We start from the raw sequence: 18,314 nt of genomic DNA, 5'->3' as shown, positions 1-18,314 counted from the left end.
TCTAATCGAATGTTTAATTGTTTTTATGGCTATGGCAACTCGAGATCCGAATAGTTGAACACCTTTTTATAAGTGTGGTCTACATCTTCATAGTCAGTGGATGTAATTTCCACTTTAATGGAATCCATGCCTTCCACACGCAATTGGTTCAAACTAAACGACACGAATGCCGAATACGGGTAAGACTCTGCGTCGCCGTTGGCATTATGACGCAATTCAAGTTTCACTGTCCCTTCTTCCGAAGACGTATTGTCAGGATTATTAACAAGGTTCAGAAAATGAACTTTGTGGTATCCCCAGTATTTTAACTGGAAATTCAGCAAACTGTCTGTCATCCAAACATCCTGCACGATAATCGGATCATTCCCGATACTATCAGCATTTTCAGGAGTCAGATCCAAAATTCCTTTTTTCAAAATCTTGCGTACTTCGTTCACTCTTACAAAATAAGTAGAGATCTTTCCGTCTTCGTCTTTATCATCCCCCAGTACGGTATAGTTGATCCAAACCCGCGACCCAGGCGTAAAATCATCATTCCATCCCGAATGATGATCCCAACCTATGGGTTTTAGTTTAGTGTCATCATCCATGGCAAAAACGGAAGTCCCATCTTCCTCCTGTAAAATCCCAAAACCTATCCAATAATTCCCCAATGAATATCCGTCATCATCATCGAGACACGATACGAGCGTAAAGCTCATCGCGATCAATAACCCAAATACTACTTTTTTCATCACTGTTTAATTTTAATTCTCATCACCAAGATTTAAATTCTGACCAAAAGGTTGCGTCATCTGAAAAAAAAATCTGCTTATTTATCATTTTGGCAGGTAAAAGTGCTGCTCAGACTATGGCACAACAATTGTTATGCACACATCTAAATATTTACATATATTTGTCAAATGAAAGAAATTGACTCTTTTCAATCGTTAAAAGATGAACTGGCAAAGAACGAAAGTGTGTGGCTTTTGTTGTATAGAAAAGGCTCGGAGCAAAGTGATTGCGCGTATAAAAACCTTAGCGAACTCACCCCGGAGCCCATCCAAAAAGTTCTTTGTTCGGCTGATGTGAATCATGTTCGCGACATTCACCTCGAATATGAGGTAACAGGTGTTCCTTCCCTTTTATGTTTCGAAAAAGGGAAGCTGAAAAACATTGTCAGGGGGTGTCAAACCCCGGAACAATATAAAAACCTGGCGGTGCAGGCAGGCGCGGTTTCAAAAGAAAATGTAACTTCGAAAGCGCGTAAAAACGTACTAGTTTACACCACTCCTACCTGTAGTTGGTGCACAGCGGTGAAAAGGCATTTTCAGGAACATGGCATTGCTTACCGCGAAATAAACGTAGCGGCAGATGAAAAAGCAGCCACCGAAATGATGAAAAAAAGCGGACAGCAGGGAGTGCCGCAAACCGAAATAAACGGCCGGATGGTGGTAGGATTTGACAAAGCAACAATTAACAATTTACTCGAAATAAATTAAATATAAATAAGATGAAAAAAGCACTTTTAAGCATTGTTATTGCCGGTGGAATCTTGTTGGGATTTAGCAATTGCCAGGCAAAATCGGAAAATAAAAACGACGGAGAAAAGTCTGCTGTTATTGCAGCTGCAGAAGAAGGAGGCAGTGTAAAACTTACCAAAGCCATGTTCCTGGAAAAAGTATGGGATTATGAAGCATCGCCGCAGGAATGGAAATACAAGGGTGACAAGCCGGCACTTATTGATTTTTATGCCGACTGGTGTGGCCCGTGCCGCACAGCTGCCCCAATCCTGGAAGAAATTGCCAAAGATTACAACGGGAAAGTTCACATTTACAAAATTGATACACAGGTAGAGCGCGAACTGGCTGCTGTTTTTGGCGTGAAAGGAATTCCGGCTTTTCTTTACATCCCGATGAGCGGCAAACCAACCATGACTTCGGGCATTGCGCGCACCAAAGAAGACACAAAGAAGATGTTTGCACAAAACATCGATAAATTGCTTTTGGCGAATAATTAAAACGGTATAATTTTTAAAATCACGTGTAAAATGAAAGAATTACAGCCCATTAACCAGAATGTGTTGTTGGAACTCACTGAAGACAAATCAGAACAAACAACCGCTTCAGGGATTATTATTCCCGACTCTGCCAAAGAAAAACAGGAAGTTGCGAAGGTTGTCGCAATCAGTAACATCGAAAATGCAGAGATAGCACCTGGTGACGAGGTTCTTTACAAAAGGTATGCAGGTACCGAAATCGACTTCAACGGAAAAAAATTCCTGTTGTTGCCGTATTCCGAAATCCTGTCGAAAGTTGTAGTTACCGAATCGATTTAAGCTGAATTCAGGATTTTACAAAATCTGCCAAAACATTTTTCAGATATCGACATACAAAGTCGTTCCTTTACCGGGAGCGGCTTTTTTATTGGATCAAATTGAAAGCTTTCAGAAATTAATTCATCGAAGGATTTTCCGGAAAGTTTTTCCAGACCGAATAGCGGGCTCCCGCCCTTTTTACAAAGCGGAACCAGGAATTGGGATCCATCTCTCCCATCACCGACTCCTGATCGACATCGGTCACCAGCCACGAGTCATCTTTTAGTTCTTCTTCCAGCTGCCCGGCATCCCAACCCGAATAGCCCAGGAAGAAACGTATCTCGGAAGAATCAATGGTACCCAAGCGTATTTCCCGTTTTATAACCTCAAAATCTCCCCCCCAGTAAAGGTTCCCCATCACATGGATACTTCCGGGTATGCGGTCGCCCAGCTTGTGAATAAAATAAATGGAATCGGTAGCCACCGGCCCGCCCAGGTATACCTGGGTATCAAAATCTGGGAAATCGGGAAACGCTTCGTTGATCGGGAACTCGACCATTTTATTCAAAATAAAACCCACTGCCCCTTTTTCGCTGTACGTTACCAGCAATACCACCGAGCGGTTAAAATAGTTGCCCGACAAAAAAGGTTCAGCAATCAGAATACGCCCTTTTTGTGGTGCAACGTTGTTCGTTTTAATTTTGAATATGTCGAGATTACTAGCCATTTAACAGCAATATAAGAAAATATTACTATGCATCAAATAGTTGATTATTCTTACTGAGTAGAAACAGGCAGGCCCCAAAAATGTTCTATTCTTCCACAATTATGAAAACATCTTCGTCGGGTTTGGACATGTAATACTGCTCCCTGGCAAATTTTTCCAGTTCAGCTTTTCCTTTGTGAAGCTCCTCGTATTTTCGCTTATCGGCTGCAATCCGCTCTTCGTAATACTCTTTTTGCTGAACCAGTTCGCTCAGCTGCCGCCGGTCTTTTAAATGACGCGTGATACTGTTTTCGTCGAAGAAAAGAATCCATACCAAGAAGACAACCGAAGCAATTAAATACTTATTGCCCAAAATTTTAGAAGCCCCCGACTGTAACAGTTCCCTGATCATTTATAACAAATTGATGCACAAAAATAAGGATCGTTTGGCTCAAAAAAAAGAGGAAGCGAATAATTCGATTCCTCTTTATGAACAACTTAAAGTTGGTATGTTTTATTCGTTATCCTGTTGAAAATTCGGATAGGTATATTCTACCGGTGGAACAAAGGTTTCCTTGATGGTACGGATAGAGGTCCAGCGAAGGAGGTTAAAGATCGAACCGGCTTTGTCGTCGGTACCCGAACCACGTGCTCCGCCAAATGGCTGTTGTCCAACCACGGCTCCTGTTGGCTTATCGTTGATATAGAAGTTACCGGCAGCATTTTCGAGGCGTTTCGTGATCTTCTCGATGTTGTAACGGTCTTGCGACATTACAGCACCGGTCAAGGCATAGATCGATGTTTTGTCCAGGATGTCCAGAGTTTCATCCAGTTTTTCGTCGTCATAAACGTAAACGGTCAGCACCGGACCGAACAACTCTTCCTGCATCGTAATATAATCCGGCTTTTTAGCAAGAATTACCGTTGGTTCGATAAAGTAACCTACTGATTTGTCGCAGTTTCCGCCAAAAATCACTTCCGCATCTTTGTCTTCACGCGCGCCATCGATAAAACTTTTTAGTTTGTCAAAAGAATCTTCGTCGATTACCGCGTTAACAAAGTTGGTAAAGTCTTCCGGAGGTCCCATTTTAACGGTAGCCAGCTCGGCACCGAAAATTTCTTTTACTTCGGGCCAGATACTTTCAGGAACATAAACGCGCGAAGCAGCAGAGCATTTTTGCCCCTGGTACTCGAAAGCCCCCCGTAACATGGCAATGGCAAGTGCCCGTTTGTTGACGGTATTATCAGCAAAAATGAAATCTTTTCCGCCGGTTTCCCCTACAATTCTTGGGTAAGTTTTGTATTTGTAAATGTTCTCGCCAATCTTTTTCCAGATGCTTTGGAAAACTCCCGTTGAACCGGTAAAATGAATTCCGGCAAAATCAGGATGCGTAAGAACGATATCTGCCACAGCAGGACCTGAAGCAAAAACCAGGTTGATAACTCCATCCGGCAAACCGGCTTCCTGGAAAATCTCCATGATTACCCCTGCTGAATAAACGGCTGTTTTTGAAGCTTTCCAAACAACTACGTTCCCCATCAATGCAGGTGCTGCCGGAAGGTTACCGGCAATCGACGTAAAATTGAAAGGTGTTAAAGCATATACAAATCCTTCGAGCGGACGGTATTCGTTGTAGTTCCACATTCCCTTGGCAGATTCCGGCTGAATTTTGTAGATATCAGTCATTACCTGTACCCCAAAGCGGAAGAAATCGGCCAATTCACAAGCGGCGTCAATCTCGGCCTGAAAAGCATTTTTTGATTGCCCCAGCATAGTGGCCGCATTGATTTTTGCACGGTAAGGACCTGCAAGAAGATCGGCTGCTTTCAGAAAAATAGAAGCACGGTGCTGCCACGACATGTTCGCCCATTTCTCACGTGCAACCAAAGCCGCATCAATCGCCATCTCCACATGCGAAGCATCTCCCTGGTTGAAATACCCCAGCGTGTGCTTAATATCGTGCGGAGGAGACATCCGAACCTTACGATCGGTATAAACTTCTTTTCCTCCGATAATCATGGGCTGATCAATTTCCTGTGCACGCAATTCGGCTAATTTTGCCTGCAACTCTTTTCGCTCCGGCGATCCGGGAGCATAACTCAAAACCGGCTCGTTTTTGGCAACCGGTACATTAAAAATTCCTTTTGGCATAATTCTATTATTTTGTTACAAAATTCCTTCGTTTGCTACAAAACTATAAAATAGCGCCCGCCCAAATCATAACAAATATCAGGGCTTGCCAAAAACTCCCCGGAATAACCAATTATCAGGCAATACAACGCAACATAAAACTTTCGCCCACAGCGGAGTAGAATACCCAGGCAACTTTTAGGGCAATTTTCCGTGCGATTCCAACCCAATCAGGCGGATTAAACTGACTTCACAGAGAAGTGCACAAATCCATTATTTTCACCAATGGAAATTATATATTAGCGAAATAAAATCTTCTGAATGTGATTTGACACATTTTTAATACCTTTACCTTATTGTTAAAAAGATTATCTAAAATATTGAGTGATAGGTTTTGGGCTGCGCTCCCTGAGGCTAAACAAAAGCAGCTTTTTTACCTGCTGATGATATGGAGTTCGATCGGCGGTATCATGCTTGCTATTTTGATAAGTCATCTTTTTGTTCCCAATGCAACTTTGTGTCTCATTTGCGACTTTCTTTTGCTGGCCGCATCTATTTTATCGGTTGTGTGTGTGCTAAACGGGAAAAATAACTGCGCCATTAACATCGTTTTTCTTACACCGGTATTTATTTACGGTTACTATATTTCAGAATTCAGCGCTCACCTTCCCCCGGTCGAAACCATTCATTATTCCACCTGGTGGCTTATTGCTGGGCTGGTTTTCCTCTATTTCTTTTCCAATAACGACAGTAAAATTCTGCTTTACTTTTTATTATCGGTAGCAACCATTGGACTTCAATTATTCATAGCCGATCATTTGCTGGATTCGTTCAGCTACTTTGATCCCATTGTTACCAATCCGTTTTTTGTTTTTCTCGCGTTTTTCCTGTCCACTTTTTATCTCAGACGACACTTTAATCACGCTATTGAACGTCTGAAAGAAGCACTTCAGCGACAGACCGTAAGCTTAAACAGGGTTATTCAGAATTCTCCTTTTCTGATCTCGCGCATTAGTGCCGAGCGCGATGAAGGCGGAAATGTGGTAAGGCTGGTAATCGACAAAGTAAACAATGCCTTTGAAGCAGCTTTCAAACTTAACCTGCACGAAGTTCAGGGACAGGATGCACATTATGTTTTCAACCTTATATTTAAAGGAAAGCTGGACGTGAACAAAACGGTGCTTTTCAGCCGAAAGGGAATTTCGGAAATACAGGCGCCACATATCGACAAATGGTTTAAAATCCATGTTATAAACCCAAGCTACAATCTATACTACCTGATTTTTGAAGACATCACCAAGGTAAAAAAGAAAATGGCAGAACTGGAAGCCAACAAACGACGCTACAAAGTGTTGCTGGAAGCCATCCCCGATATTTTCTTTGTTATTGACAAGGACGGCATTTACGAAGACTTTGTGATCAAGGAAAGCGACCTGTTTAAAGTGGAAGATGCCAACATTATCGGAAGCTCGATATTCAACACGGGTTTTCCCGAGAACCTGGCCAATAAAATATATGCCTGTATCCAGAATTGTATCCGGTCCAACTCGATCGAGAGTATCGAATATTCGCTGAATACACCCAACGGAACTTTTTTGTTTGAAATGCGGCTGGCCAAACTGAATGCGCATTCGGTTATTTCGGTGGCCCGGGATATTACCAAGCGAAAAACTGCGGAGTTCAAACTTGAAAAGGCATTGAAACGCGCCGAGGAATCGGATCGCTTAAAATCGGCTTTCCTGGCCAATCTGTCGCACGAGATCAGGACACCGATGAACATCATCACCAATTTTACCCGGATGTTGTCGGACGCTGAGATGGAACAGACTGACCGGCTGGAACTGACCGACGCCATCACCGAAAACGGGAAACAATTGCTGAACATGATCGACAACACCATCCATCTCTCCAAAATTGAAACGGAAGCGATTGAGGTGAAGCATGCATTTTGCAGAATTAACGGGCTGCTGCGCGACATTTACAACCAATACGCGCCACACATCCCCGACTCAAAAGACGTTCGCATTCGCATGAACCTGGATGTTCACAACCCCGATTTTGGCTTTAGCACCGACAACCAACTGCTAAAAGAGGCATTAATGATCTTGCTCGATAATGCTGTAAAATACACCACCAAAGGAACTGTAACCATTGGTTACGAAATGATCAGGAACGAATACATAAAATTTGTGGTTGCTGATACCGGTATTGGCATCCCGAAAGAAGAGTTTGAAAACATTTTCAGTCGTTTTTACCGGATTCCCAATGCCATCAACCAAACGACCTCAGGTTCCGGAATCGGCTTGCCGATTGCCCAACATTACGTGGCACTTTTGGGAGGCGAACTCGAGTTTGATTCCACCCTGGAACAGGGAAGCCAGTTCTGGTTTTCAATACCATTCAGCGACGGGCAAGGCTATATGAAGATCGTAAGTTGATTCTCGGCCTTTCAACGCTTGTCTACTTCTGTTATCTTTCTTTTGCCCCCTTCTATTACATATCTTTTTCTTTCCGGAATTTGAAGAAAACAGGAATGTTTTTTAATAACGAATATGGAATAAAAAATCAAGAAGCATTAGCACAAATCACTCATCCACAAACACTTCCCCATTCTTTATTCCTTATTGTTTATTTGTTATTCTCCAGCTTCTTCCAATTCATATTTGTGTAAGGACAATTTAAAACAAGGCAGAAACAAAGGTACTTTCCGCCTAAAAATGCAGGCCAACTATAGATAAAATTATGAATGTTGTCTAAAACCTGTTTACCACCGAATTTAACTGACGATAACCCACCAGTCGGTCGTAGCGCCCCGCCAAATCGCGGTAATACACAAAAATCTGGTAATCATTCTCGGTCTCCCAAAAACTGCCTTCGATATTGGTATGATCGGCTACCCGCGCCCCTTGCGGCACATACACATACATAAAGTTATAGTAGCCTTGTTTTAAAAGGAGTGTTAATTCGTAGGTGCTATTGTCGAAATTGTAGGTCATCTCGTTTCCTTTGTTCGCGTTCCACTGGGTGAGTGCACCAAACACATTAACGGTCCCTCCTACCAGCGGCGATTCCATGGGCAAACTAAAATGAACAAACACATAATCGCATTCGGTATCATAATCGCGCACTTCCTGATCCTGACTTTCGACGGAATACTTTCCGTTCATTTCCTTGTAAGGGAAAAACCTTTTATTGGCCCTGATTTCATCTGTTTTGAGCGTTTTGTGGAAATACGGGCGAAAGAAATCGGTAGAAAACACATTTTCCCCGTTCAACCGATTGGAACGAATATCGAAATACCGGAATTCGTTGCCTGCTTTGAAAACATTTTCGCGGTTATAATCATACACCAATTGCCCGTCGCGGATATAAAGCGGTTTTAGATTTTTTATGGCATTATCCCAGCGGTCGTTTTGCATAATCACCACTTTCACTTCTTCCTGCGGATTCAAAATGGCCAGGTTGGGATGATTAATCGTAAAATCTATCTCCTGGCTTTCGCCTTTAAATGCATCGGTAGTTGCCCGCCTCACAGTACCGGCAATATCAACCACTTCTTCGTAAATGTAGAACCGTTGCGTCAGCACAACCTTCTCTTTGTCGTTATCCTCAAACACCACCAAAACGTAATTTCCTGAAACTTTGAATTGCACGTGTTCGTTGGGCAGTACGATCTGGTAATTAATGTAATCGAAAGTGGTATTAAACGACTTTGCATAATCATCCACCGGATTTTCCGGGAAACCTTCAAGGTAATCAGGTTGCGGAATAAAACTCTCTTTCCAGTCGGCATCGCAATGGATGATGGTATAATAATAGTCTTTTACATCTGTCACAAGATCGTCAAATTTCATCACCAACCGCTGGTCTTCGTTTAATCCCAGAACCGGATTCGACAAAACAAAGCCTTCACGAAACATTTTAGCCGACTTTATTTCTTCCTTGTAAACAGCTGTTTCATAATAAAAATCGTTGGTTTGAGCATTCACAAAAGCGAACTGGGCCAAACAACCCATTATCAGAGTCAGGAATTTTCTCATTTTCAGTTGTATTTTATAGTATCTTTCTCCAAATATCGGAGAAATAAAACCGGGCAGAAAACTACTCAAAAAGTCAAACGAACTAAAGTTTAAACTGTTGCACACCACTGCTTACAAAATAAAAATTCGTTCCGTTTTCATTTATTTTTCTGCAAATATCAAATTTATGAATTTCAAATAAAAGCGGTAAATCTGTCAAAATATATTCCAAAATACAATAAGCTCAAAAATGTTAATTTAATCTGAAGCCTTTTCTCCTGTTTCAAAAGATATAAATGCACTGATTATTTGACAGTTTCCAAATCAACTTAACTTATTAATATATTCACATACTTTGATAACAACTCTTTACTATTTCGCATTGTCTAACAGCAATTAATTATTACTTTTGCCAACCTGAAATAATTCTTAGTCTTAAATCAATATGTCAGAAGTGATTAGGTTAAAAAAAGGGCTGAACATTAAGCTAAAAGGCAGTGCTGAAAAGGTACTCGAAAAATTGCCGGTCCCGGCAACAGTCGCTCTGAAACCAACCGATTTTCCCGGACTTACTCCAAAACTCAGTGTTAAAGCCGATGCCATTGTAAAGGCAGGCGATGCGCTTTTTTACGATAAATACCACCCTGAAATTGTCTTTACGGCCCCTGTTGGCGGTAAAGTGGTTTCAATCAACCGTGGTGAGCGTCGTAAAATTTTGGAAGTAGTAATTGAGACAGATAAAGATGCAGGTTCCGCTTCTTTCAAGAAAGCTGACCCGAACACTTTATCCGGAGAAGAGGTTAAAGAGCAGATACTGAAAAGTGGTTTGTGGCCATTTATTAAAAAGCGGCCGTACGGAGTGATTGCATCTCCCGATCAAAAACCGCTATCGATTTACATTTCAACATTCGACACGGCGCCACTGGCACCCGATTACAATTTTGTAATTGCAGGACAGCTTGAGACGTTTCAGACCGGAGTAAACGCCCTTGCCAAACTTACCGAGGGAAAAGTTTACCTGGGAGTAAATGCAAACTCAGCATTTACCGGCGTAAAAAATGTAGAGATCAACACATTCGAAGGGCCGCACCCTGCCGGAAACGTTGGAGTACAAATTGCCAATACCAAGCCGCTTAACAAAGGCGAAGTGGTATGGACATTAAACGTACAGGACGTTCTGCTGATCGGCCGTCTTTTTGAGACCGGAAATGTGGATTTCAGCAGAATTGTAGCGCTAACCGGCTCGGAAGTATCAGCGCCCAAGTATTACCAAACGGTTGTGGGTGCACCGGTAGCTTCGCTTGTACAGGAAAGACTGGTGGAAGCCAACTACCATCTGCGTATTATCAGCGGAAACGTGCTTACCGGTAAAAAAGTAGGTCCTCAGCAATACTTTGGGTTCTACGACTCGCAGATAACTGTGATTCCGGAAGGTGATGAATATGAATTTATGGGCTGGGCATCGCCTGGTTTTGATAAATTCAGTGCATCCAAAGCATTTTTAGGCAAACTGTTCCCGAAAAAAGAATACACACTTAACGCCAATTTACACGGTGGCGAGCGTGCATTTGTCATGTCAGGTCAGTACGAGAAACTGGTTCCGATCGACATTTTGCCGGTTCACCTGCTGAAAGCGATCCTGGTGAACGATATCGATAAAATGGAGCAACTGGGTATTTACGAGGTAATAGAAGAAGACCTGGCCCTTTGTGAATATGCCTGTACTTCAAAAGTTGAAGTGCAAAAGATTCTCCGCGACGGGATCAACATTATGATTAAAGAACTTGGTTAATTTTTACACGTAATCAATTCAATCTTAAAAGATGAAGCAAACCTGTTTACTGTTATTCTGAAATGACGAATACACGGGCAAGTTTTATCGAATACAATGGAATGTAAACAATAAAATGAAATGAATTTTATAAAAAACATTTTTGAGAATACGAAACCTTATGTGCAGAAAGGCGCCAAGTACCACTGGCTTCATTCCGTACACGATGGTTTCTTCACACTGTTCTTTGTTCAAAAGAACACTTCCAAATCGGGAACGCACATTCACGATTACATCGATCTGAAGCGTACCATGGGAATGGTAGTGTTGGCACTGGTGCCGGCCATCCTTATGGGGATGTACAATACCGGGTACCAACACTTCAAAGCAATCGATGAACTTGCTTCAACCGGTTTTTTTGAAATTTTCCTTTTCGGCTTGCTGAAAGTACTTCCGATCATCATCGTTTCGTACGGCGTTGGTTTGGGTATCGAGTTTGTGTTTGCGCAAATTCGCGGCCACGAAATACAGGAAGGATTCCTGGTTTCCGGGATGCTTATTCCGCTGGTAATGCCAGTTGAAACGCCGCTTTGGATGATTGCCGTGGCAACAGCCTTTGCAGTGGTCATCGGGAAAGAGGTATTTGGTGGAACCGGAATGAACATTTGGAACCCGGCTCTGGTAGCACGTGCCTTTTTGTTCTTTGCCTACCCGGCGCAAATGTCGGGTATTAAAGTGTGGGTAGCCGGCAGTCAGGCAACTGATGCCATCACCTGTGCGACTCCGCTGGGCGATGCAGCTTCCGGAGTTATTTCCTACACTGCTTCCGATGCTTTCTTCGGACTGGTTCCCGGATCGATCGGCGAAACTTCAACACTGGCTATTTTAATCGGTGCAGTCCTTCTAATCGTTACAGGAATCGGAAGCTGGAGGATCATGCTTTCGACCATTGCCGGTGGTGCAGTTATGGGACTTATCCTGAATGCTTTTGCCGGTAGCGCTTCCCTTTCTGAAGCCAACCAGGTATTCTTTGCAATTCCGTTCTGGCATCACCTCATTTTGGGTGGATTTATGTTTGGCGCCATTTTTATGGCCACCGATCCTGTTTCAGGTTCGCAAACCGTAAGCGGAAAATGGATTTATGGTTTCCTTATTGGTATTCTGGCAGTATTGATTCGCGTTGTCAACCCCGCCTATCCGGAGGGAATGATGCTTGCCATTCTGTTAATGAACACCTTTGCACCGCTGATCGACCATTATGTTGTTCAGGGCCACATTAAGAAAAGACTGAAACGTGCAACCGTTAGTGGAAGAACTGCTTAAAAATTAAAGATCATGAACAGAAACGGTAATACATATACAGTTTTATACGCCGCAATCATGGTAGTCCTGGTTGCAGCGATTCTGGCTTCCGTTGCCATGGCGCTTAAGCCCCAACAGGTACGGAACATCGAGGTGGAGAAAAAGCAAAGTATCCTGGCATCGGTAAACATTGCCAGTACTCCTGCTGATGCAGAAAAGATCTATGCTGAAAAGATAGTAAACGAATACGTTGTAAATGTAAGCGGCGAAAAAGTAGAAGGCGATGCGTTTAACACCGACCTGAAAAGGGAGTACGCAAAACCCGTCGAAGAAATGCATTTGCCGGTTTTTGAATGTCAAACAGAACAGGGCATCAAATATGTGCTTCCGCTGCGCGGGGCAGGTCTTTGGGGACCTATCTGGGGCTTTGTTGCCTTAGACGAAGACATGAACACCATTTACGGTGCCAACTTCGACCACCAGGGGGAAACTCCCGGATTGGGTGCTGAAATTTCCACCCCGGTATTCGAGAAACAATTTATTGGTAAGAAACTTTTTGACAACAAAGGTCAACTGGTTTCCATTATCGTAGCAAAAGTTGGACAGGATGCTCCCGCCGACCACAAAGTAGATGGCATCTCAGGAGGTACCATCACCAGTAAAGGGCTTGAGCAAATGCTCCTCGACGACTTTGCCAGATATGAAGAATTCTTAAAAAAGAAAAAATCTTAAGCCATGAGCGAACCATTATTTTCAAAGAAAAATTTAAAACTGTTATCCGATCCGCTGAATAGCAGCAACCCGATTACCGTGCAGGTATTAGGGATCTGTTCGGCACTGGCGGTAACAGCCCAGCTAAAACCTGCCGTGGTAATGTCGATCTCGGTTACCATCGTTTTAGCTTTTGCAAACGTTATTATTTCGTTGTTGAGAAATACCATCCCTAACCGGATTCGTATTATTGTTCAGCTGGTGGTTATCGCTTCATTGGTAATTCTGGTTGACCAGATTCTAAAAGCCTATGTTTACGATGTAAGCAAGCAATTATCGGTATTTGTTGGTTTGATTATTACCAACTGTATCATCATGGGACGGCTCGAAGCTTTTGCCCTGGGTAACAGGCCTTGGCAATCGTTCCTCGATGGTATCGGAAACGGTGCCGGTTATGCAGTAATATTAATCATTGTTGGTTTCTTCCGCGAGCTGCTTGGCTCCGGTTCGGTATTTGGCTTCCAGGTTATTCCTGACAGCTGGTACATTACAAACGGTGGTTTCTATGCGAACAACGGTATGATGATCCTGCCTCCGATGGCACTGATCACTGTTGGAATTATTATATGGGTACAACGTAGCCGTAATCGTAAACTAATTGAAAACTAACCCATAGAAATCAGATTATCATGGAAAATCTAATAAATTTATTTGTTAAGTCGATTTTCATCGAAAACATGGTATTTGCCTACTTCCTGGGCATGTGTTCATACCTTGCTGTTTCGAAAAAAGTGAGTACGGCTGCCGGATTGGGAATAGCAGTAATTTTTGTGTTGGGTATTACCGTTCCGGTTGACTACCTGCTCGAAAACTACGTATTAAAAGAAGGAGCACTTACCTGGCTCAGCCCTTCGCTGGCCGACGTGGATTTAAGCTTCTTGTCTTTTATCATGTTTATTGCCATCATTGCATCAATGGTACAGCTGGTGGAAATGGTAGTGGAGAAATTCGCTCCGGTTCTTTACACCCAACTGGGAATTTTCCTTCCTCTTATTGCTGTTAACTGTGCAATTTTGGGAGGTTCGCTATTTATGCAGCAAAAAGCCTTTGTAAACATTGGCGAAGCGTCGGTTTATGGTTTAGGTTCGGGCGTAGGCTGGTTCCTGGCTATTGTTGGCGTTGCCGCTATCCGTGAAAAAATTGAATATTCCAATGTACCGGCTCCCTTGCGTGGGCTGGGAATCACCTTCATTGTTACAGGCTTGATGGGGATGGCATTCATGGGATTCATGGGTATTAAATTGTAAAATTGAATAAACAAACGGACAATGATAATACTATCGACAACAACTGTAGTTCTTGCCAGTGTAGTGGTTTTCCTGAGCGTTATTATTCTTTTGGTGGCCATCTTGCTTTATGTCAAGAAAAAACTTACTCCGTCGGGATCTGTTAAGGTAAACATCAACGAAGGAGACGTAGTTTTGGAAACCGAACCGGGAAACACCCTTCTTACTACGTTGGGAAACAATAAAATTCTTCTGCCATCAGCTTGTGGTGGCGGTGGTACCTGCGGCATGTGCCGTTGCCAGGTAGAATCGGGAGGCGGGTCTATCCTTCCTACCGAAACCGGCTTCTTCACCCGCAAAGAACAAAACGAAAACTGGCGTTTGGCTTGCCAGGTAAAAGTGAAGGAAGACATGGCCATTGAAGTGCCGCACGAAGTGATGGGCGTGAAAAAATGGGAATGTACCGTGGTTTCGAACCACAACGTGGCAACCTTCATCAAAGAATTTGTGGTGAAACTTCCGGAAGGCGAAACGCTCGACTTTAAATCAGGAGGATATATCCAGATTGATGTTCCAAAAGTGGATGTCAACTTCAAAGACATGGACATTGAGGAAGAATACCGCGAAGAGTGGGAAAAATTCGGCATGTTTGATTTGGTAATGAAAAACCCGGAACCAACCTTCCGTGCTTATTCAATGGCCAACCACCCTGCTGAAGGAAACATTGTAATGCTGAACATCCGTATTGCAACACCACCGTGGGACCGTGCCAGCAACGGCTTTAAAAAGGTAAATCCGGGTGTATGTTCATCGTACATCTTTAACCTGAAACCGGGTGACAAAGTAACCATATCGGGTCCTTACGGAGAATTCTTCCTGAAAGACAACGACAGCGAAATGATGTTTGTGGGTGGTGGTGCCGGAATGGCCCCGATGCGTTCTCACTTATTCCACCTGTTCCATACGGTTAAAGAAGCCAAAAAGAAAGTTACTTTCTGGTACGGAGCACGTTCGTGGAAAGAAGTTTTCTATTATGACCAGTTCAGAGAAATAGAAAAGAACTTCCCGAATTTTGAGTTCCACCTGGCACTCGACAAACCGGACCCTGTTGCCGATGAATTGGGTGTTAGCTATAAAACAGGATTTGTGCACCAGGTAATTCACGACAACTACCTGAGTCAGCATGAAGAGCCCGAAGAAATCGATTTCTACATGTGTGGGCCGCCAATGATGAACGATGCCGTACAAAAAATGCTTTACAACCTGGGTGTTCCGGATGAAAACGTACTGTTCGACGATTTCGGAAGCTAATTCAGCTAAGTATTTCAAAAAATATAAAAGCCACTTCTCAATTGAGAGGTGGCTTTTTTCTGAAAGTCAATTCAAAAAAATATCCAATTCTCAATTGTTAATGTAAAATATCCAACAAAGTCCGGGAAATTGGATATTGGGAATTCAACATTGAATATTCTACATTAAAAAATAAAAACAGATCCCGGATACGACTATCCATCTTTACTTTCATTTCTGTTGATGACTCCCCGGAATCATGATTCTTTTATTCCCAATCCTCATCCAATGAACTGCTATAAAAACTCTCCCACCCTTTTTCTAACCTCACCGGCCACATTTTCGTAAACCCGGGTGCATTGCACTTCTCTTTTTTGAGGGTGCAGATGAACAAAGTATCAACTAACTAAAATTCATAGCCATGGAAAATCATTATTACCTGGTTGCTACTCCCGAGTCGCTGATCGCATCGCACCTAAGGCCGTTTGAATTTGGGAACTACCTGGCCGTAGGTACCAAGAAAAACCTGCGTTCGCAGTCGGTATACTTTGAAATCGATCCTTCGAAAGTTCAATTGCCGCTGGATTATGTAAGAGAAAAGCTGGTACCGTATGAAAACGGAGAACCCAAAAGATCGGTTTATTTATCGATCTATCGTGTGTTTGAATCCATTCCGCTCGATGCCTTGAAGAATCTCTACCTGGCCACCGACGATGGTAAAGTGCTGGAAATACGCGCCGCTAAATATGCAGCCAAAACCCCAAAAGACATCCATTTGTACCAGCAATACAATCCGTTTTCTACCATGGTAGCCAGTAAGCTCAATCCGGCCGAGTTTATTCAACACCTCACCAATGGTTCAACACCGGTTTCGGTGCCCAAACTGTTCTTTGTAGAGTTACAGCTCAACCAATTGGCCAACGACCCTACCCTGCCACTTAATAACCTGCCGTACCGAAATCCGGCCCACCTGCGCGAATGCCTGGTAAAGTTAAATGAGACTTCGGAACGGCTTACTAAAACCGTGCTTCGGGTGCGACAAAGCGAACTGCCCTACCGCACCATTGAAGACGGCTTTTTTATCGGCGACAGCAGCAACTTTTTATTCTATCCTTTTCCCAGCCAAAAAGAATTGGAGTCCACTTATTTTTCATGGTGGAGATCAGCTTTGGTGCAACATTTTTAACAGGCGAAAAAAAAGGGCTATTAAGTATTAAATCAGGGTATTATTCATTTAAGTGAACTTAAAATACAATTTCGTTAACCCAGTCTTAACTAGTATCGGCAAATTAGCGAATCGAATGATCGTAGTTTAAAAAATACTACTTTTGCGCCATCAAAAACATCAAAGCAGGGAAATGGGCTATACAAGCAACACACACATCATCCGCCGTGAATTACTACGACAGATTGTACAACTTTTTGCCGATGGCCGGCTGGAAGACGAGATTGATCGGATTCCGATAAAAATGGCGCCCAAAAGAAAGCCTGCACAGCACCGCTGTTGTATCCACAAGGAAAGAGCAGTGATCAAATACAAAATGTTTCCCCTGCTTGGATTTACAGTCGATGAAGAGCAAGACGAACTTACGCCGCTTCGTTATTATGCTAAGCAGGCCAAAGAACGTCCATCGTTAAAAAACGAAATACTTACCGTAGTTGACGAAGCTTGCACCAGCTGTGTGAAAGCGCAGTACGTGGTAAGTAATTTATGCCGTGGCTGTGTGGCACGCCCCTGTATCATGAATTGCCCGAAAGGCGCAGTAAGCATGCAAAACGGACAGGCAAAAATCGATCCGGCGAGCTGTATCAATTGTGGCATTTGTAAGAAACAGTGCCAGTACCACGCCATTATTCACGTGCCTATTCCGTGTGAAGCGGCATGTCCGGTTGGTGCTATTTCGAAAGACGAATACGGTGTTGAGCGCATTGATGATGAAAAGTGTATCTATTGCGGGAAATGCCTCGTAGCTTGTCCGTTTGGCAGTATTTTCGAAGTCAGCCAAATCATTGATGTGATGATGGCCATCCGCAACGAAGAACACCTCACTGCTTTGTTTGCACCGGCGATACACGGACAGTTCGACCTTACCACCGGACAGATTGAAAGCCTGCTGAAAGAAATCGGGTTCAACGAAGTGGTGGAAGTGGCCGATGGAGCCCGTCAAACCGTAATTCATGAATCGGCCGAGTTTGCCGAGCGTATTGAACACGGACAGCCTTTTATGACCACCAGTTGTTGCCCCAGTTACGTGGAAGCCGTCGACAAGCACGTTCCCGGTCTTCGCCCCTTTGTGTCTGACACTCCGTCGCCCATGATGTACGCTGCCGACATTGCCCGAAAAGAGTATCCGGGAACCAAGACCGTTTTTATCGGCCCTTGTATTGGCAAACGAAAAGAAGCCCGCAAAAACGATAAAGTAGACCTGGTATTGTCGTTTGAAGAGCTGAATGCGATGATTGTGGCACTGGATATCGACCTTGGCAAGTTGCCCGACAATGAAAAACGCAATAACGCCAAAACACTGGACCGTGGCTTTGCCTTGTCAGGCGGAGTAGCTGCTGCGGTGAAAGCCGAGCGCCCCGACATAAAAATTGACGAACTGGCCATAAACGGCATCGATAAAAAAGCGTTGGGAATGCTGAAAGCCTACGCCAAAGGAAAAGCGCCTGCCAATTTTATTGAGGTTATGTGTTGCGAAGGTGGCTGTATAAACGGCCCGGCCTCGTTAGGTGAACTGGCCGGAAACCGTAAGTTGTTTAATGTGAATTTGAAATAATTTTAGTTCCGTTCGCTCTCTA

The 18,314-nt window shown here is 43.3% G+C and carries 17 protein-coding genes; 12 read left to right on the top strand and 5 right to left on the bottom strand.

Going from position 1 to position 18,314, the window contains the following annotated elements; all coding sequences use genetic code 11:
* Positions 1-29: 29 nt before the first annotated feature.
* Positions 30-734: a NigD1/NigD2 family lipoprotein gene (locus tag D1614_RS12045; RefSeq protein WP_119438199.1), complete on the bottom strand. Its 705-nt coding sequence runs from the start codon at positions 732-734 to the stop codon at positions 30-32.
* Positions 735-902: 168 nt separating this feature from the next.
* Here D1614_RS12045 and D1614_RS12040 point away from each other — a divergent pair, with 168 nt between their 5' ends.
* The 3 genes from D1614_RS12040 to D1614_RS12030 are packed head-to-tail and all read left to right on the top strand — an operon-like array spanning position 903 to position 2,317.
* Entirely contained in the window at positions 903-1,481 is a 579-nt protein-coding gene (locus D1614_RS12040; protein WP_119438198.1) for a glutaredoxin family protein, read from the top strand.
* An 11-nt stretch (positions 1,482-1,492) separates the two neighbouring features.
* Positions 1,493-1,999 carry a thioredoxin family protein gene (locus D1614_RS12035; protein WP_119438197.1) on the top strand — a complete coding sequence of 169 codons (507 nt, stop codon included), beginning with the start codon at positions 1,493-1,495 and terminating at the stop codon, positions 1,997-1,999.
* 30 nt (positions 2,000-2,029) lie between these two features.
* On the top strand, positions 2,030-2,317 hold the full coding sequence (locus D1614_RS12030; RefSeq protein ID WP_119438196.1) for a co-chaperone GroES: 288 nt from the start codon (positions 2,030-2,032) through the stop codon (positions 2,315-2,317).
* A gap of 115 nt (positions 2,318-2,432) precedes the next feature.
* Here the strand turns inward: D1614_RS12030 and D1614_RS12025 are convergent, their stop codons facing one another.
* From D1614_RS12025 to pruA, 3 genes are all read right to left on the bottom strand, one after another.
* On the bottom strand, positions 2,433-3,023 hold the full coding sequence (locus D1614_RS12025; protein ID WP_119438195.1) for a YqgE/AlgH family protein: 591 nt from the start codon (positions 3,021-3,023) through the stop codon (positions 2,433-2,435).
* Between the two features lie 85 nt (positions 3,024-3,108).
* Positions 3,109-3,414 (bottom strand): FtsB family cell division protein, encoded by a 306-nt coding sequence (locus D1614_RS12020; RefSeq protein ID WP_119438194.1) that lies wholly within the window; start codon positions 3,412-3,414, stop codon positions 3,109-3,111.
* Between the two features lie 102 nt (positions 3,415-3,516).
* Complete coding sequence (gene pruA, locus D1614_RS12015) at positions 3,517-5,154, bottom strand: L-glutamate gamma-semialdehyde dehydrogenase (protein WP_119438193.1); 1,638 nt, start codon at positions 5,152-5,154, stop codon at positions 3,517-3,519.
* Positions 5,155-5,513: 359 nt separating this feature from the next.
* Here pruA and D1614_RS12010 point away from each other — a divergent pair, with 359 nt between their 5' ends.
* The gene (locus tag D1614_RS12010; protein ID WP_119438192.1) at positions 5,514-7,571 is read left to right on the top strand and encodes a sensor histidine kinase; all 2,058 of its coding nucleotides are present in this window, start codon (positions 5,514-5,516) and stop codon (positions 7,569-7,571) included.
* Between the two features lie 315 nt (positions 7,572-7,886).
* Here the strand turns inward: D1614_RS12010 and D1614_RS12005 are convergent, their stop codons facing one another.
* On the bottom strand, positions 7,887-9,173 hold the full coding sequence (locus D1614_RS12005) for a type IX secretion system plug protein (protein ID WP_119438191.1): 1,287 nt from the start codon (positions 9,171-9,173) through the stop codon (positions 7,887-7,889).
* A gap of 424 nt (positions 9,174-9,597) precedes the next feature.
* Between D1614_RS12005 and D1614_RS12000 the strand changes: the two genes are divergently transcribed.
* The 8 genes from D1614_RS12000 (at position 9,598) to D1614_RS11965 (ending at position 18,292) form a co-directional block, all read left to right on the top strand.
* Positions 9,598-10,944 (top strand): Na(+)-translocating NADH-quinone reductase subunit A, encoded by a 1,347-nt coding sequence (locus D1614_RS12000; protein ID WP_119438190.1) that lies wholly within the window; start codon positions 9,598-9,600, stop codon positions 10,942-10,944.
* Between the two features lie 120 nt (positions 10,945-11,064).
* The gene (locus D1614_RS11995; protein ID WP_119438189.1) at positions 11,065-12,246 is read left to right on the top strand and encodes an NADH:ubiquinone reductase (Na(+)-transporting) subunit B; all 1,182 of its coding nucleotides are present in this window, start codon (positions 11,065-11,067) and stop codon (positions 12,244-12,246) included.
* Between the two features lie 12 nt (positions 12,247-12,258).
* A complete protein-coding gene (gene nqrC / locus D1614_RS11990; protein WP_119438188.1) occupies positions 12,259-12,957 on the top strand; it encodes an NADH:ubiquinone reductase (Na(+)-transporting) subunit C in 699 nt (232 codons plus the stop codon).
* 3 nt (positions 12,958-12,960) lie between these two features.
* Positions 12,961-13,605 carry an NADH:ubiquinone reductase (Na(+)-transporting) subunit D gene (locus D1614_RS11985; RefSeq protein ID WP_119438187.1) on the top strand — a complete coding sequence of 215 codons (645 nt, stop codon included), beginning with the start codon at positions 12,961-12,963 and terminating at the stop codon, positions 13,603-13,605.
* 20 nt (positions 13,606-13,625) lie between these two features.
* The gene (gene nqrE, locus D1614_RS11980) at positions 13,626-14,243 is read left to right on the top strand and encodes an NADH:ubiquinone reductase (Na(+)-transporting) subunit E (RefSeq protein ID WP_119438186.1); all 618 of its coding nucleotides are present in this window, start codon (positions 13,626-13,628) and stop codon (positions 14,241-14,243) included.
* Positions 14,244-14,264: 21 nt separating this feature from the next.
* A complete protein-coding gene (gene nqrF / locus D1614_RS11975; protein ID WP_119438185.1) occupies positions 14,265-15,533 on the top strand; it encodes an NADH:ubiquinone reductase (Na(+)-transporting) subunit F in 1,269 nt (422 codons plus the stop codon).
* Positions 15,534-15,933: 400 nt separating this feature from the next.
* A complete protein-coding gene (locus D1614_RS11970) occupies positions 15,934-16,698 on the top strand; it encodes a hypothetical protein (RefSeq protein ID WP_119438184.1) in 765 nt (254 codons plus the stop codon).
* Between the two features lie 142 nt (positions 16,699-16,840).
* Positions 16,841-18,292, top strand: a complete 1,452-nt coding sequence (locus tag D1614_RS11965; RefSeq protein ID WP_241558104.1) for a monomeric [FeFe] hydrogenase — start codon at positions 16,841-16,843, stop codon at positions 18,290-18,292.
* The last annotated feature ends 22 nt before the right edge of the window (positions 18,293-18,314 follow it).

The organism is Maribellus luteus, from assembly GCF_003576475.1.
GTDB lineage: Bacteria > Bacteroidota > Bacteroidia > Bacteroidales > Prolixibacteraceae > Draconibacterium > Draconibacterium luteum.
This window is presented reverse-complemented; position numbering and strand designations above follow the sequence as displayed.

Bases quoted from the DNA above. Each gene is read 5' to 3' on its own strand.
- D1614_RS12045 (WP_119438199.1), bottom strand. From the start codon at position 734: ATGAAAAAAGTAGTATTTGGGTTATTGATCGCGATGAGCTTTACGCTC.
- D1614_RS12040 (WP_119438198.1), top strand. From the start codon at position 903: ATGAAAGAAATTGACTCTTTTCAATCGTTAAAAGATGAACTGGCAAAG.
- D1614_RS12035 (WP_119438197.1), top strand. From the start codon at position 1,493: ATGAAAAAAGCACTTTTAAGCATTGTTATTGCCGGTGGAATCTTGTTG.
- D1614_RS12030 (WP_119438196.1), top strand. From the start codon at position 2,030: ATGAAAGAATTACAGCCCATTAACCAGAATGTGTTGTTGGAACTCACT.
- D1614_RS12025 (WP_119438195.1), bottom strand. From the start codon at position 3,023: ATGGCTAGTAATCTCGACATATTCAAAATTAAAACGAACAACGTTGCA.
- D1614_RS12020 (WP_119438194.1), bottom strand. From the start codon at position 3,414: ATGATCAGGGAACTGTTACAGTCGGGGGCTTCTAAAATTTTGGGCAAT.
- pruA (WP_119438193.1), bottom strand. From the start codon at position 5,154: ATGCCAAAAGGAATTTTTAATGTACCGGTTGCCAAAAACGAGCCGGTT.
- D1614_RS12005 (WP_119438191.1), bottom strand. From the start codon at position 9,173: ATGAGAAAATTCCTGACTCTGATAATGGGTTGTTTGGCCCAGTTCGCT.
- D1614_RS12000 (WP_119438190.1), top strand. From the start codon at position 9,598: ATGTCAGAAGTGATTAGGTTAAAAAAAGGGCTGAACATTAAGCTAAAA.
- D1614_RS11995 (WP_119438189.1), top strand. From the start codon at position 11,065: ATGAATTTTATAAAAAACATTTTTGAGAATACGAAACCTTATGTGCAG.
- nqrC (WP_119438188.1), top strand. From the start codon at position 12,259: ATGAACAGAAACGGTAATACATATACAGTTTTATACGCCGCAATCATG.
- D1614_RS11985 (WP_119438187.1), top strand. From the start codon at position 12,961: ATGAGCGAACCATTATTTTCAAAGAAAAATTTAAAACTGTTATCCGAT.
- nqrE (WP_119438186.1), top strand. From the start codon at position 13,626: ATGGAAAATCTAATAAATTTATTTGTTAAGTCGATTTTCATCGAAAAC.
- nqrF (WP_119438185.1), top strand. From the start codon at position 14,265: ATGATAATACTATCGACAACAACTGTAGTTCTTGCCAGTGTAGTGGTT.
- D1614_RS11970 (WP_119438184.1), top strand. From the start codon at position 15,934: ATGGAAAATCATTATTACCTGGTTGCTACTCCCGAGTCGCTGATCGCA.